This is a genomic window from Cloacibacterium sp. TD35, assembly GCF_028864635.1.
Lineage (GTDB): Bacteria > Bacteroidota > Bacteroidia > Flavobacteriales > Weeksellaceae > Cloacibacterium.
On sequence record NZ_CP104850.1, the window covers coordinates 715,378 to 729,286 of the forward strand.

Below are 13,909 nucleotides of genomic sequence, written 5' to 3' on the forward strand. Positions count from 1 at the left end.
TATTGAGAGAAATTATCATGGAAAATAAATTTTCAGAAGGCTTAACCAAAGTCTTCAAACAAAGTAAAAGCGAAGCAAAACGTTTGCATAGCGAATTTTTATCTACAGAGCATTTCTTGCTGGGAATTATTCAAACGGATAATTCTGCTAAAGAAATTTTAGAAAATCTTCAGGCAGATCTTACTCAGATTCGCAGAAAGATTGAAAATATGAACGTAAATACTAATCCTTTTTCAGAAGAAAAGGAGAATATTTCTTTCACCAAATTAGCAGATTATGCTGTAAAAAGAGCAGATTTAGAATGCAGACAATATAGAGCTTCAGAAATTAATACTGTTCATCTTTTGTTAGGAATTCTCTATAAAATGGAAGATCCTACTACCAATATTTTAAGTGCTTACGAAATTGATTATGATAGCGTAGCCAGAGAGTATCAATCTATGCTTAAAAATACAGGTCAGTTGCCAAAAAGTTCTGCATATGATGATGACGAAGAACGTGAAGAATACGGTCAAATGAAAAAACCTACTGGAAATCTAGGAACAGGAAAAAGCAAAACACCAACTTTAGATAATTTTGGTAGAGACCTTACTGCACTAGCTTCTGAAGGTAAATTAGACCCTGTAATTGGTAGAGAAAAAGAAATTGAAAGGGTTTCTCAGATTTTATCAAGACGTAAGAAAAACAATCCGCTTTTGATTGGGGAGCCAGGCGTTGGTAAATCCGCTATTGCAGAAGGTTTAGCGCTTAGAATCATGCAGAAAAAAGTGTCTAGAGTTCTTTTCGGGAAAAGAGTAATTACTTTAGATTTAGCAAGTCTAGTTGCTGGAACTAAATACAGAGGTCAGTTCGAAGAGAGAATGAAAGCGATTATGACCGAGCTGGAGAAAAATAGAGACGTCATCCTTTTCATAGATGAATTGCACACGATTGTTGGCGCAGGAAGTTCTACAGGAAGTTTAGATGCTTCTAATATGTTTAAACCTGCTTTAGCAAGAGGCGAAATTCAATGCATCGGAGCGACTACTTTAGACGAATACCGTCAGTATATCGAAAAAGATGGTGCTCTTGAAAGACGTTTCCAAAAAGTAATGGTAGAACCTACTTCTGTAGAAGAAACCATTTTGATTTTGAATCAAATTAAAGACAAATACGAAGATCATCATAATGTAACGTATACAGACGAAGCGATTGCAGCGTGTGTAAATCTTACTTCGAGATATATTACCGATAGATTCCTTCCAGACAAAGCGATTGACGCGATGGACGAAGCAGGTTCTAGAGTGTATATCAAAAACATGAAAGTTCCTACTGATATTATTGAGTTTGAAAAGCAAATTGAAGAAATCAAGGAGCAGAAACAAAAAGCAGTAAAAGCCCAAGATTATCTAGAAGCGAGAAAGCTAAAGGATGAAGAAGAGCGTTTACAACTAGAATTGGCAGTGGCTCAAGACAAATGGGACAAAGAAGTGAAGGAGAAAAAAGAAGTGGTAACCGAAGAAAATGTAGCTGAGGTAGTTTCGATGATGTCTGGAGTTCCTGTAACAAAAGTGGGCAAAAACGAGATGGATAAATTAGCCAATATGGATAATTTACTCAACGGAAAAGTAATTGGCCAAGAAGATGCAGTGAAAAAAGTTGTGAAAGCCATCCAAAGAAATAGAGCAGGTCTTAAAGATCCAAACAGACCGATTGGAACATTTATTTTCTTAGGAACAACAGGTGTTGGTAAAACAGAATTGGCAAAAGTAATGGCTCGTGAATTATTCGATTCTGATGATGCATTGATTAGAATAGACATGAGTGAATACATGGAGAAATTCGCGGTTTCTAGACTAGTTGGAGCGCCTCCAGGATATGTAGGTTATGAAGAAGGCGGTCAATTAACCGAAGCGGTTCGTAGAAAACCTTACGCGGTAGTTTTATTAGACGAAATAGAAAAAGCACACCCAGATGTTTTCAATATTTTATTGCAAATTTTAGATGAAGGTCACGTTACTGATTCTTTGGGTAGAAAAGTAGATTTCAGAAATACAATTATCATCTTGACTTCTAACATCGGAACCAGAGATTTAAAAGATTTCGGTGATGGAGTAGGATTCGGAACTTCTGCTAAAAAATCGAATACAGATGCAAGAGCAAGAGCAACCATAGAAAACGCTCTGAAAAAAGCTTTTGCGCCAGAATTCTTGAACAGAATAGATGATATTATCATCTTCAATTCTCTTGAAAAAGAAGACATTAAGAAAATTATTGACCTTGAGTTAAATAAATTATACAAACGTCTAGAAAAACTAAACTACAAAGTAGAATTAACAGACGAAGCTAGAGATTTCATCGCAGAGAAAGGCTGGGACAAAGATTTTGGAGCAAGACCTCTAAAACGTGCCATCCAAAAATATATAGAAGATTTATTGGCTGAAATGCTTGTAAACAAACAATTCTCTGAAGGCGAAACCGTAATTCTAAAATTGAACGAAGCCAAAGATGCTTTAGAAGGCGAAACCCAAAAGAAATCTAAACAAAAAGCATAAACAAAAACCTCCGAATTTTCGGAGGTTTTTTATTTTTTTAAAGTTTACAACCCAAAAACCACTCCAATATTAGGTACAAAACCACTGCTGAAAATACTGCTGTTTTGTTTCCAAAGTACGTTGTACATTCCGCCAATCTGCAAATAAGAATTGTTGCCCATTCTTTGCATGTAACCGCCACCAATGTAAAGTGCAGCTTCGTTTGAACTATATTTTTCTTCTGAAGATTTTATTTTTTGACTGATAAAATATTCCTGAAATTGAGAACCCAAATAGAAATTTCTGCCCAAATAATAATTCACAAATGGTCCAATTCCAAACAAAGTGGAGTAAGAATAAGATGAGTTTTGCCAATTGAGACTTCCCATTAAACCTGTTTCTAAATTTTCAGAAATTTTATAACCTACTCTTGGTGCAATATGTACTGCAATACCGCTATTACTACCAAAACCGCCAGTTAAACCAGCATAACCACCAAAAGTCCATTTAGAGTTTTGTGTAGGAATTTCCACCTGTGAAAATGCCGAAAAAGACATCAAAGTCAGAAAGAATAGAGATAATTTTTTCATTTTTAGAAAATTTCTATGATTCAAATTTAGCAGAAAAATTTCAAATGAGTTTTTAATTCGTAATTTTGCAGTCGTAAAACTTTCCCTTAACGAAAGCGTAACTCAATTATGAAAATAGTAGTCGGTTTATCAGGAGGTGTAGACTCCAGTGTTGCAGCGTATTTGTTGCAGAAACAAGGTCACGAAGTCATCGGACTTTTTATGAGAAATTGGAATGATGCTTCGGTAACTTTAGAAGATGAATGTCCTTGGATTGAAGACAGTAATGATGCCCTTTTAGTGGCCAAAAAACTAGGAATTCCGTTCCAAGTGATTGATATGAGCGAACTCTACAAAGAACGCATTGTAGATTATATGTTTTCCGAATATGAAAAGGGTAGAACACCCAATCCTGATGTTCTGTGTAACCGAGAAGTAAAATTCGATGTTTTTCTAGAAACAGCACTTTCATTAGGTGCAGATAAAGTAGCAACAGGACATTACGCCAGATTAGATTCTTTTACCAATGAAAATGGGGAAGAAGTGTATCAACTTTTGGCAGGGAAAGATAATAACAAAGACCAAAGTTATTTCTTGTGTCAATTGAATCAAAAACAGCTTTCTAAAGCGCTTTTCCCAATTGGTGAACTCACTAAGCCAGAAGTAAGAGAAATTGCCAGAGAAATGGAATTGGCAACTGCGGATAAAAAAGATTCTCAAGGTCTTTGTTTCATCGGGAAAGTAAGTTTGCCTACTTTTCTTCAGCAACAATTAAAAGCCAAAGAAGGTGAAATTGTTGAAATTTTCAGTGATTTTGCTGAATATCACAAAGAAAAACCTGAATTTTCTTCAAAATTAGAAGAGTTAGAATATTTGTCTGCAAAAATCCATTACAAAAAATCAGACGGAAAAGTGATTGGTAAACATCAAGGTGCACAATTTTATACGATTGGTCAAAGTAAAGGCTTGGGAATTGGTGGTCATAAGGAGTCTTGTTTCCTCATTTCCAGAGATATGAAAAATAATTTGGTGTATGTAGGGGAAGGAAGAAATTTCCCAGGATTATTTAGAAAAGCTTTGAAAATTGATAATTCAGAATTGCATTGGGTTCGTGAAGATTTACGTCTTAAAAACGGAGAATCTATGGAAGTAATGGCAAGAATTAGATACAGACAGCCTCTAGAAAAAGCCACGCTTTATCAGTTTGAAGAAGGATTTTTCATAGAATTTGAAAATCCACAATCTGCTATTGCAGAAGGACAATTTGCAGCTTGGTATGTAGGGGAAGAATTGTTGGGAAGTGGAGTAATTTCTTAGAAATTTTAAAAATATAAAGGAAAAGCAGCCTATTACAGTCTGCTTTTTTTTATGTTTAGAATAAGAAAAAACCTTATCAATAAAAGCTTTTAAGCAATAAATACTTTTATTTTGAAGTTATAATTAAAATGATGCTTATGAATTACAATGAACTCTATGAAATTTTAAAAGAAAACTTTGAAAAAGAAGGAAATTTCAAAATAATTGAAGACTTAAATGTAACGATAGAAACCATTCATTTTCATTCTAAAAAAGCAGATTTACTGAACGGTTCTTTTTCTACCACATCCTGCGAAAAACACCAAACACAATTCAAGGAAAGTAATCAAAATAAAATACTTTACGGGTTTTCCAGCATTGATGTGAAAGATTTTGACATCGAAAGAAATAAGCATTTTGACTATTATATTCTCAAAAGAGCAGATGTAGAAATCGCCGAAGGCACCCTCATTTTTTTCCATGGATTGAACGAGAAAAAGTGGGATAAATATTTACCTTGGGCTTATGAATTGGCTCAAAAAACCAAAAAAGTCATCATTCTTTTTCCGATTGCTTTTCACATGAACAGAGCCGAAGAAATCTGGAGTGACAGACGCACAATGGTAGAAGTAGCAAAGTTCAGAAAGAAAAATTATCCCGAAAATACCAATTGCTCTTTTGTAAATGCTGCAATAAGTTCTCGTTTAGAAGCGCATCCTCAGAGAATTTTTTGGTCTGGTTTTCAGACGTATTCAGATGTAATACAAGTGGTTAAAGATATTAGAAATCAGAAGATTAAAAGCATTTCTCCAGAAACCTCTATTGATTTATTTGGATATTCTATTGGTTCATTTTTATCGATGATTCTAAAAATGGCAGATCCAGAAGGAATTTTTGAAAATTCAAAACTTTTTTGCTTCTGTGGTGGAATGACGATTGATAGAATGTTCCCAATTTCTAAATACATTATGGATGCAAGAGCAGCTATAAAAATGCAAACAGTTTTTGCAGAATTATTGAGTTCTGATTTCCAGTCAGATGAAAGATTAGGTCATTTTCAGGACGAGAAATTACATCCGCAGGAAAGTTGGTTCAAAATGATGTTGAGGTATAATTATTTCCAAAAAGAAAGGGAAGAAAGAATTAAAAAATTGCATCATCAAATCAAACTCTATGTTCTTGAAAAAGATGAAGTTGCACCACCAATGGAAGCACTCAATACTTTGCAAGGCGGTTACAGAAATATAAAAACTGAGATAGAAATTCAGGATTTTCCTTATGAATATTCGCACATGGTTCCTTTTCCTTTAACCAATAAAATTCAGAAAGAGGTTACGGAAGCTTTTCAGCATTTTATCAATTCTGCGAGTGCGTTTTATAATGGTTGATATTAAAAAGCATTAATAATAACCGCTCCACGTTTTTCTACGCCGTAAATTGTTTTTGCGCCACTTTCATTCAAAAGATTTACAGATTCTATTCTAGATTTTTTAAAGGAATTTTTATAGTGTCTAGATTTTCATCATATTTAAAGACTCCTCCGTTAATAATGATAAGGGGATTTTTAGATAAAATTCCTTCTGAATAGCCTCTTTTTACTTCTTGGTTGAGGAAAAATTTGTCATCATTTTTTTCTTCTATAACAAAGGTTTTTGGATGACAACTCATTAAGAATAGAACAACAAAAGCAGTCAATTTTTTCATATTTTCAATTATTTTACCAACCAATCTTTAAAATCTTTCACACGTTCTCTACTCACTGTAATTTCCTCGGCAGGTTGCGCTTGCAATTCTACTTTGTAATTCGGTGAAGTATGAATGTTTTTGATGCAATCTGAACTGATGATAAACTGTCTGTTTACCCGGAAAAACGATTTTTCGTCTAACACTTCTTCCAGTTCATCTAAGGTAAAATCTGTTGGGAAACTTCGCTCTAGAGTCTGTGCGTAAACAATTTTGTTTTCGGAATAGAAACAGCAAATTTCTTCAGTTTTGATGACCTTCAAATTATAACCAATTTTCACCAAAATTCTAGATAATTTCGGTTGATCTTCTTTGATTAAATATTTCATTTCCAAAGCATTGTGTGTTTCTTCGGAAGGCAAAAAACTTTTGAATTTTTCAATCGATTTGGCTAAATCTTCCTCTGAGATGGGCTTGAGAAGATAATCTATGGAATTGAGTTTGAAGGCTTTTAAAGTATATTGATCAAAAGCAGTCGTGTAAATAATGAAACTGTTGGTAGGAATTTTTTCAAAAATATCAAAAGACAAACCATCTCCCAAAACAATATCTGAAAATATGAGTTTAGGATGTTCGTTTTTACTGAACCAATCTACAGCATCTTCCACAGAATGGAGTGTTGCAACCATTTGTAAATCAGTGAAATTACTCAATAATCTTTCTAGTTTTCTAGCGGCTGGTTTTTCGTCTTCTATAATTACTACTTTCATACTTTCAAATTTCTATTTCTTTCCATCAATTCACGGATTTTCTTTTCTTCCCAGTTTTTTCCGAGGATAAAATTAGGTAAGAAAACGGATAAACCATGCGCAAAAAGTCCAATTCCCCAAAGTCCAATTCCCCAGAATTGATTTTGCTGGAAAAACGTTTCAAAAGAATCGTATTTAATGGATTTCGCGAGAATTAAAAACAAGTTGACCAAAACATAAACCAAAGCGTGAATATAGAAACCTTTAATCTCTTTCACTCTTTTTCTGGCTCTTTCGTATTGAATATTTTTATCGTTTACAGGTTCCATTTTTAATTTTTTTGTTTGTATTTCTCCATTAATTCTTTGGTTTTTCTTTCTTCCCAATTTCTGAAATAAGCCGTGAATAAATAAATTCCGTAACCCAAAAGAAAAATTCCCCATAAGATCACCATCCAAACGCTGTAATTTCTAGAAATATTAAGAAGATTTCCGTCATAATTTCGGCTAATAATGATATAACCTACCGCTAAATATCCCAAAACCATGTAATAATACGTTCTGATATCTTTTACTCTTTTTTGTGCTTTTTTGTAAGCAATTTCGTTGAATTTATCTTGATTTTCCATAGTTATTTCCATTTTCTAGCGTTTTCTTCTTCTTTTTCCATGTATTTTTTGATTTGGCGTTCTTCCCAATCTGTTCCGATACCGAAAGTCTTAATTCCGTGAGAAATTACGCCAATTCCCCAGCCTAACATCGGCCACCAAAACCAATTATATTTAGGTGAAGTTTGGAAATTAATAAAAATTAAGAATGGGATAAAGATGCAGTAAGAAATTAAGTTTCCGTAGAAACCTTTGAGTTCTTCTACTCGTTTTGCGGCTTTTTCGAAAGCCAATTGTTCTTGTGATGGAGTATATGGATTCATGGAGTTCAATTTTTCTGTTAAAATAGGGAGTTTCACGCGAAAGAAAGTTTCTGATTTTTCTACAAAGACATTCCTTTCGGTTAATAAATTATATCTCGAAACAATGTTCGCTAAACCTACGCCTGTAGATTTATTCGGCAATTCTCTGGTTTGCAAATTATTTTCGATGATAAGGTTTCCTTTTTCTGTAAATATGTTGATATTCAATGGTTTAGATGAGGTAGCAAAATTGTGTTTAATAGAATTTTCGAGCAAAAGTTGCAAAGAAAGTGGCACTACAAAACCTTTTTTGTCTTCCTCTGAAATGTTGAATTCAAAGGTTACTGCGTCTTCAAATCTGGTTTTCAGCAGTTCGCAATACATTTTGGCAAAGTCTATTTCTTCTTCCACCGAAACCAGTTCCTTGTCTTTTTGTTCCAAAACATAGCGATAAATCTTCGACATAGAATTGGTAAAACGTTGCGCTTGAACAGGATTTTCCTCAATCAAAGAGTCTAAAACATTCAGGGAATTGAATAAAAAATGCGGGTCTAATTGATTTTTTAAACTTTCGAATTGTGCATTGGCAGATTTGGCGATGATTTTTTGTTCTACTACTTCTTTTTTGGTAGAGTTTTTCCAAGCGGCCATAAAACCTCGAACGTGACCAATTGCCGAAATCATAATCGCAAAATTGATAAAAAACCAATTGATGAAGTTCATCTCACCGTTGAAGAATTTTTCTGGATTTTTGCCTTGTATAATAATGAAATTCAAATAATTACAAAAATAAACCAGCGCAATGTTCATCACCAAAGTTCCTACAATAGCAGCGATGGTTCTTTTGCGCGTTTCCTCTGTCCACGAGAATTTAGAATCTAGATAATCGTTTAAAAAACCGTTTCCTAAACCTATGAAAAACGTATACATTCCAGAAATAAGGAAAGTAACAGAGTACCTTTCGAAGGTTTTTTCTCCACCATCAATTAAGAAGATAAAAAGACTTACTATAATATTGATGTAGAGTAGGTTAAGCGCCGTTTTTTTGATTACCTCGAGTTTCATTTTCTAAAAATAATATTTTAAAATTATTTTTCGTTTAAAATTTCTTGGATTTTTCTTTCTTCCCAGTTTCTGCCTAAAAACAGCTCACCACCAAAAACCGATAAACCATGAGCCAATAAGCCGAAACCCCAGAAAAAAGCCGTGTAATAATTATCAATATCATTAAAACCTTTTCCGTCTACAATTGCATTAGAGAAAATAATAAATACGTTTACCAATACGAAAACCAAAGTGTGCGTGTAAAAACCTTTGATTCTTTTTACGTGCTTTCTAGCGTTTTCTAGTTTCTGTTCTTGTGTTGTTTTGTACGTTTCCATAAGTGTGAAATTTTATAAATTAATAGGGTATTTCTTTTTTGATGGAACAAAGGTATCTCTGCTCACTTCTGAAAAGAAATAAGTTTTACTGAACTGTAAAAAATAGAAACTGAATCGTAGAAAATTACAAAATAGGAATACAAAAATCTACCAAACACTTTTTCTGAGGGTGTTCTCGGTAATCATTATGGTAAATTTTATAAGGACATTCTTTTCTAAACTGATGCCCGTTTTCGTTCATCCAAAGGAAAAGTGCGTTCCAGGCAGTTTCGAATTCGGGGAGCGTAATTTCTTGTCGTGAAACGATATATTTCCCTTTTGGCAAAATTTCTAGGAAAACTTCGCCTTCATTTTTGATGGCTTCTTCTAGCAACATTCCTGCATGAATTCTCACTTTATTGGGAGCAGTAACTTTGAAACTATCGTGATAAACGGTAATCATTTTCACATTTTCTCTAGGGAAAATATTTTTAGAAATAGCCCAAGAAATAAGTGTGTTGTAAGCGTTTCCTATATTCTGCACACCTATGCTTAATACTGATGCAATCTGCATTTCTGGCATTTCTTTTATTTGGATATTGGCTTTGTTTTCCATAAAATTAGGCTAAAAATAATCTTCGTAAGTCAAGCAATTACTTTTACAAATATAGGGTTAAAAACCAATCAGAAGCCTCTTATTATAAAAACCAAAAAACTCGAAGACGAATCCTCGAGTTTTCTGTTACAAAAGTTTAATATGAATGGAAATTTTTATTTTTTTGCTTTTTCTGAAGTGTAGATTTCTACGGTATTATTACTTGCGTTGTAGAAATCTTTAATTGATTTTTCTTGATCATTCATCATTTCGCCCATCGTTTTATCATTTCCAGGCATCTTCATCGCTTTCATTTCTGGAGTGATTTGCGCTCTTATTGATGCAAAAGGATCTTTTTTATATTCCTCAAAAGAAGATTCAAATTTATCTCTGTTGATTATCGTTACATCATTTCTCGCACCGAATTGTGCCGATAGTTTTTCGCTGTAAGAAAGTTCTTCAAATTCTTTTAGCGGTTTATTAGCTGTTAAAAGCCAAGAGAAATTTTTCTCAGCATCTTCTATTTTTACAATTAATCCTGGCAAACCAGAGAATTTATACGGCCCATCTGGGAAAGGAATAGATTCTGTAAACCAAGCCGTCCATTTTCTACCACCGAACTCTGTGGTTGCTTTTTGAGCTTCGTATTCTCCTATTTTTTGTTTATCGTTAGATATTTTCCAGTTGAATTTTGGCTCTTCATTATATCCAAAAACAGAATTCAGCATTCTTTCACTAAAGTTTACCTTCATGGTAGGATATTCTTTCGTGATTTTATAAGCAAATTTTGGCATTTGGAAAGATTTTGATAAATCTTTGAACACACCTGCTTTTTGCATTTTTTCAACTTCAATTTTTAGGACAGAATCCTGTGAAACCGTCAAGTAATCTCTATAAAGTGATTTTTTATCGGCTACGTCTAGAATCATTACTGTTTTTTGTAAAGAGTCTATTCCTTTTTTGGGTTTAAAGGTCAATTCATAAAAAAATCTATTAGCAGACTGTGCATTTGCAAGAACTACTAAAAACAATAAAGCAAAGCTTAAAGATTTATACCATTTCATTTTTTAAATTTTATTAATTAGTAAGGGATTTTATACTTTGTTACAAAAATTTATGAAAAATTTAATAGCAACTCTTAGAAACGATTCTCTAAGTTGATGTAACTTCGTTCTACCAAACTCAAAAATTATGGACACCTTATCACAACTTAGACAAGAACTCGAACAAGAGTATCAAACCACTAAAAAGTTTTTCGAAAGATTTCCTGAAGGGAAAAATGATTATGCGCCGCATGAAAAAAGCATGAAGATGATGCCTCTTTCAGCACACATTGCCGAAGTTTTCGGTTGGCCAGATTTCATTGTCAAAACTTCTGTTTTAGATTTTGCAGCAGGAGATTATCAACCTACTTTTCTAGAAACTAGAGAGCAGCTTTTACAAAAATTAGAAGAAGATTATCAAAAAAGCAAAGCTACACTTCATGAAATTTCAGAAGACAAACTGAATGAAAGATGGCAAATGAAAATGGGCGAACAAGTTCTCGCAGATTGGGATAAATACGGAGCAATTCGTCATTCATTAAATCAAGCTACGCATCACAGAGCTCAATTGGGCGTTTATTATCGATTATTAGATATCCCAGTTCCTGGAAGTTATGGACCTTCTGCTGACGAGCAAGAAATGTAAATAAAACTCCGAAATTTTTCGGAGTTTTTTATTTTTTATGATTTTAAAATCCACATTTACAGATAATTTATATTTTTGTTTAAAATTTAAGACAAATGAGATTCTTTAGAACGCCTATTTTAGGAATATTTGCAATGATGCTTTTCGTAATCAGTTGTAAAAAAACAGACATTGCTTTGCCAAAATCCGAAGCCAATATAGACAGCATTGCTTCTAAATATTATGAAGGTTACCTAAAAATGTTTCCTCTAGAAGCCACTATGCAAGGTGATAATAGATATAATGACCAATTGCCAAATGCCATCAGTCAGGATTTTATTTCTAAGGAAATTGGATTTTATACCGAAACTCAAAAAAAGTTGCAAACTCTTGATTATGAATCTCTTTCTGATAAAGATAAAACCGTTTATGATGTTTTAGATTTTACCTTAAAAGATAAGATTGAAAAGTATGCGTATCATCCAGAACTGATGCCTTTTAACCAATTTGAAGGTTTGCCATTAGATTTTCCATTGTTAGGAAGTGGAGATGGAAATCAACCGTTTAAAACGACTAAAGATTATGATAATTTCTTGAAAAGAATAGATGCTTTTGCCGTTTGGATGAATACTGCCGAAAAGAATTTCAGAGATGGAATGAAACAAAATGTGGTGCTTCCAAAAAAATTGGTGGTGAAAATGATTCCTCAAATGAGAGGTGAAGAAATTATTTCTGAAAACTATGATAAAAATATTTTCTACGGACCTATCAAAAAAATCCCAGCCAATTTTTCTGCTGCGGATAAACAAAAGTATACCGTACTTTATCAAAACGCCATCAAAACGAAAATTATTCCTGCTTATAAAAGAATGGGTAATTTTCTAGAAAAAGAATATTTGCCAAAAGCGAGAAATACAGACGGAATTAATGCCATTCCTAATGGAAGCAATATTTACACGTATCTCGCAAAATCTTGGACAACGACTAATCTTACTCCCGAAGAAATCAATAAAATTGGGTTGAGAGAAGTAGCCATGTTAAGAGCAGAAATGGAGAAAGTAAAAACTCAATTAGGTTTCAAAGGAACACTCGAACAATTCTTAGTAAGCCTAAAAACGGATAAAAAAGCAATGCCTTATAAAACGCCAGAAGAAGTAATTGGTGCTTTTAATGGGATTTTAAAGAAAATAGAACCTAAGCTTCCAACGATGTTTAGTCAATCTCCTAAAACACCGTTTGAAATCAGAAGAACCGAAAAATTTAGAGAAGCAAGTGCAAGTGCAGAATACAAACCAGGTTCTGCAGACGGAAGTAGACCGGGAATTTTTTATACACCCATTCCAGATGCTACAAAATATAATGTAACCAATGGTTTCGAATCTTTATTCCTACACGAAGCTATTCCAGGGCATCATTATCAAGTTTCGCTTCAACAAGAAAATATGGAGATTCCTAAATTCATGAGATTTGGTTGGTTCGGAGCTTATGGCGAAGGTTGGGCGCACTATACCGAAACCTTAGGTCCAGAGTTTGGTTTGTACACCGATCCTTATCAAAAAATGGGTTATTTAAGTGATCAAATGTTACGTGCAGTTCGTTTGGTAGTAGATACAGGAATTCATACAGGTAAAATGACCAGAGAAGATGCAATTCAATATTATCTGAACAATATTTCTGATTCTGAAGAAGGCGCAACTGCCGCAATTGAGCGTTATATGGCAATTCCGGGACAAGCATTAGGCTACAAAATCGGTTCGCTTAAATTTTTAGAATTAAGAGCCAAATATCAAAAAGAACTAGGTAAGAAATTCAGTTTGGCTAAATTCCATGATGAAATTCTGAACCAAGGATGTCTTCCATTATCCGTTTTAGAAAGAAAGATGGAACTTTGGGTAAAGAAACAGTAAAAATATAAACCGCAGAATTCTGCGGTTTTTTTATTTCTCAAAAAGCATTTTCGTGAGGTAATCTTTCTCCTGATTTCCTCTGGCTGGAGAATATTCTCTGCCGTAGAAAATAATTTGAAGGTGAAGTTTATTCCAAGTTTCTTTTGGGAAAAGTTTTTTAGCGTCGTTTTCCGTTTGAACCACGTTTTTTCCTTCGGTTAATTTCCATTGTTTCATCAATCGATGAATGTGAGTATCCACTGGAAATGCAGGCACACCAAAAGCCTGACTCATCACTACACTAGCTGTTTTATGACCTACTCCTGCTAAATTTTCTAAATCTTCAAAATTAGAAGGAACTTCGCCGTTATGTCTTTTCAGAAGCTGATTGGCCATAATTTTTAGATTTTTGGCTTTGGTGGTAGAAAGTCCTATTTCTTTAATCAATTCCTTGATTTCTGGTTCTTCCAATACTGCCATTTTTTCTGGATTGGGAGCTACAGAAAACAATTTAGGAGTTACTTCGTTTACTTTTTTATCAGTAGTTTGTGCAGAAAGTGCAACTGCAACCAATAGTTCATAAGCATTTCTATGGTTCAGTGGAATAGGAACTTCGGGATAGATTTTTTCTAACTCAGTCATTACTATTTTTGCACGCTCTTTTTTAGTCATTTTCTGTA

At 33.7% G+C, this 13,909-nt stretch carries 15 protein-coding genes; 5 read left to right on the top strand and 10 right to left on the bottom strand.

Annotation, left to right across the window (positions count from 1 at the left end; translation table 11 throughout):
* The first annotated feature begins 17 nt into the window (after positions 1-17).
* Positions 18-2,534: an ATP-dependent Clp protease ATP-binding subunit gene (locus N7277_RS03205; protein WP_274780310.1), complete on the top strand. Its 2,517-nt coding sequence runs from the start codon at positions 18-20 to the stop codon at positions 2,532-2,534.
* 44 nt (positions 2,535-2,578) lie between these two features.
* Here N7277_RS03205 and N7277_RS03210 read toward each other — a convergent pair whose 3' ends face one another.
* Positions 2,579-3,103 carry a hypothetical protein gene (locus N7277_RS03210; RefSeq protein WP_274780311.1) on the bottom strand — a complete coding sequence of 175 codons (525 nt, stop codon included), beginning with the start codon at positions 3,101-3,103 and terminating at the stop codon, positions 2,579-2,581.
* 108 nt (positions 3,104-3,211) lie between these two features.
* Here N7277_RS03210 and mnmA point away from each other — a divergent pair, with 108 nt between their 5' ends.
* Positions 3,212-4,399 carry a tRNA 2-thiouridine(34) synthase MnmA gene (mnmA, locus tag N7277_RS03215; protein WP_274780312.1) on the top strand — a complete coding sequence of 396 codons (1,188 nt, stop codon included), beginning with the start codon at positions 3,212-3,214 and terminating at the stop codon, positions 4,397-4,399.
* 137 nt (positions 4,400-4,536) lie between these two features.
* Positions 4,537-5,766 (top strand): DUF6051 family protein, encoded by a 1,230-nt coding sequence (locus tag N7277_RS03220; RefSeq protein ID WP_274780313.1) that lies wholly within the window; start codon positions 4,537-4,539, stop codon positions 5,764-5,766.
* Between the two features lie 88 nt (positions 5,767-5,854).
* Here N7277_RS03220 and N7277_RS03225 read toward each other — a convergent pair whose 3' ends face one another.
* The 8 genes from N7277_RS03225 to N7277_RS03260 form a co-directional block, all read right to left on the bottom strand.
* The gene (locus tag N7277_RS03225; RefSeq protein ID WP_274780314.1) at positions 5,855-6,082 is read right to left on the bottom strand and encodes a hypothetical protein; all 228 of its coding nucleotides are present in this window, start codon (positions 6,080-6,082) and stop codon (positions 5,855-5,857) included.
* Between the two features lie 8 nt (positions 6,083-6,090).
* Positions 6,091-6,831 carry a LytR/AlgR family response regulator transcription factor gene (locus N7277_RS03230; protein WP_274780315.1) on the bottom strand — a complete coding sequence of 247 codons (741 nt, stop codon included), beginning with the start codon at positions 6,829-6,831 and terminating at the stop codon, positions 6,091-6,093.
* Positions 6,828-7,139, bottom strand: a complete 312-nt coding sequence (locus N7277_RS03235; protein ID WP_274780316.1) for a 2TM domain-containing protein — start codon at positions 7,137-7,139, stop codon at positions 6,828-6,830. Before N7277_RS03235 ends, N7277_RS03230 begins: the two co-directional genes overlap by 4 nt.
* A 2-nt stretch (positions 7,140-7,141) precedes the next feature.
* Complete coding sequence (locus N7277_RS03240) at positions 7,142-7,450, bottom strand: 2TM domain-containing protein (RefSeq protein ID WP_274780317.1); 309 nt, start codon at positions 7,448-7,450, stop codon at positions 7,142-7,144.
* Complete coding sequence (locus N7277_RS03245; RefSeq protein WP_274780318.1) at positions 7,441-8,784, bottom strand: 2TM domain-containing protein; 1,344 nt, start codon at positions 8,782-8,784, stop codon at positions 7,441-7,443. The genes N7277_RS03240 and N7277_RS03245 overlap by 10 nt, the downstream gene beginning before the upstream one ends.
* 23 nt (positions 8,785-8,807) lie before the next feature.
* Positions 8,808-9,101 carry a 2TM domain-containing protein gene (locus tag N7277_RS03250; protein ID WP_274780319.1) on the bottom strand — a complete coding sequence of 98 codons (294 nt, stop codon included), beginning with the start codon at positions 9,099-9,101 and terminating at the stop codon, positions 8,808-8,810.
* A 124-nt stretch (positions 9,102-9,225) separates the two neighbouring features.
* The gene (locus N7277_RS03255) at positions 9,226-9,696 is read right to left on the bottom strand and encodes an AraC family transcriptional regulator (RefSeq protein WP_274780320.1); all 471 of its coding nucleotides are present in this window, start codon (positions 9,694-9,696) and stop codon (positions 9,226-9,228) included.
* A gap of 155 nt (positions 9,697-9,851) precedes the next feature.
* On the bottom strand, positions 9,852-10,739 hold the full coding sequence (locus tag N7277_RS03260; RefSeq protein ID WP_274780321.1) for a GLPGLI family protein: 888 nt from the start codon (positions 10,737-10,739) through the stop codon (positions 9,852-9,854).
* Positions 10,740-10,866: 127 nt separating this feature from the next.
* On the opposite strand from N7277_RS03260, the gene N7277_RS03265 reads away from it, so the two are divergent.
* Complete coding sequence (locus tag N7277_RS03265) at positions 10,867-11,364, top strand: DinB family protein (RefSeq protein WP_274780322.1); 498 nt, start codon at positions 10,867-10,869, stop codon at positions 11,362-11,364.
* A gap of 95 nt (positions 11,365-11,459) precedes the next feature.
* The gene (locus tag N7277_RS03270) at positions 11,460-13,250 is read left to right on the top strand and encodes a DUF885 domain-containing protein (protein ID WP_274780323.1); all 1,791 of its coding nucleotides are present in this window, start codon (positions 11,460-11,462) and stop codon (positions 13,248-13,250) included.
* A 30-nt stretch (positions 13,251-13,280) separates the two neighbouring features.
* Here the strand turns inward: N7277_RS03270 and nth are convergent, their stop codons facing one another.
* The gene (gene nth, locus N7277_RS03275; protein ID WP_274780324.1) at positions 13,281-13,901 is read right to left on the bottom strand and encodes an endonuclease III; all 621 of its coding nucleotides are present in this window, start codon (positions 13,899-13,901) and stop codon (positions 13,281-13,283) included.
* Between the last annotated feature and the right edge of the window lie 8 nt (positions 13,902-13,909).

What these genes read in the sequence shown, in the direction of transcription:
- N7277_RS03205 (WP_274780310.1), top strand. Translation starts at nt 18, where the DNA reads ATGGAAAATAAATTTTCAGAAGGCTTAACCAAAGTCTTCAAACAAAGT.
- N7277_RS03210 (WP_274780311.1), bottom strand. Translation starts at nt 3,103, where the DNA reads ATGAAAAAATTATCTCTATTCTTTCTGACTTTGATGTCTTTTTCGGCA.
- mnmA (WP_274780312.1), top strand. Translation starts at nt 3,212, where the DNA reads ATGAAAATAGTAGTCGGTTTATCAGGAGGTGTAGACTCCAGTGTTGCA.
- N7277_RS03220 (WP_274780313.1), top strand. Translation starts at nt 4,537, where the DNA reads ATGAATTACAATGAACTCTATGAAATTTTAAAAGAAAACTTTGAAAAA.
- N7277_RS03225 (WP_274780314.1), bottom strand. Translation starts at nt 6,082, where the DNA reads ATGAAAAAATTGACTGCTTTTGTTGTTCTATTCTTAATGAGTTGTCAT.
- N7277_RS03230 (WP_274780315.1), bottom strand. Translation starts at nt 6,831, where the DNA reads ATGAAAGTAGTAATTATAGAAGACGAAAAACCAGCCGCTAGAAAACTA.
- N7277_RS03235 (WP_274780316.1), bottom strand. Translation starts at nt 7,139, where the DNA reads ATGGAACCTGTAAACGATAAAAATATTCAATACGAAAGAGCCAGAAAA.
- N7277_RS03240 (WP_274780317.1), bottom strand. Translation starts at nt 7,450, where the DNA reads ATGGAAATAACTATGGAAAATCAAGATAAATTCAACGAAATTGCTTAC.
- N7277_RS03245 (WP_274780318.1), bottom strand. Translation starts at nt 8,784, where the DNA reads ATGAAACTCGAGGTAATCAAAAAAACGGCGCTTAACCTACTCTACATC.
- N7277_RS03250 (WP_274780319.1), bottom strand. Translation starts at nt 9,101, where the DNA reads ATGGAAACGTACAAAACAACACAAGAACAGAAACTAGAAAACGCTAGA.
- N7277_RS03255 (WP_274780320.1), bottom strand. Translation starts at nt 9,696, where the DNA reads ATGGAAAACAAAGCCAATATCCAAATAAAAGAAATGCCAGAAATGCAG.
- N7277_RS03260 (WP_274780321.1), bottom strand. Translation starts at nt 10,739, where the DNA reads ATGAAATGGTATAAATCTTTAAGCTTTGCTTTATTGTTTTTAGTAGTT.
- N7277_RS03265 (WP_274780322.1), top strand. Translation starts at nt 10,867, where the DNA reads ATGGACACCTTATCACAACTTAGACAAGAACTCGAACAAGAGTATCAA.
- N7277_RS03270 (WP_274780323.1), top strand. Translation starts at nt 11,460, where the DNA reads ATGAGATTCTTTAGAACGCCTATTTTAGGAATATTTGCAATGATGCTT.
- nth (WP_274780324.1), bottom strand. Translation starts at nt 13,901, where the DNA reads ATGACTAAAAAAGAGCGTGCAAAAATAGTAATGACTGAGTTAGAAAAA.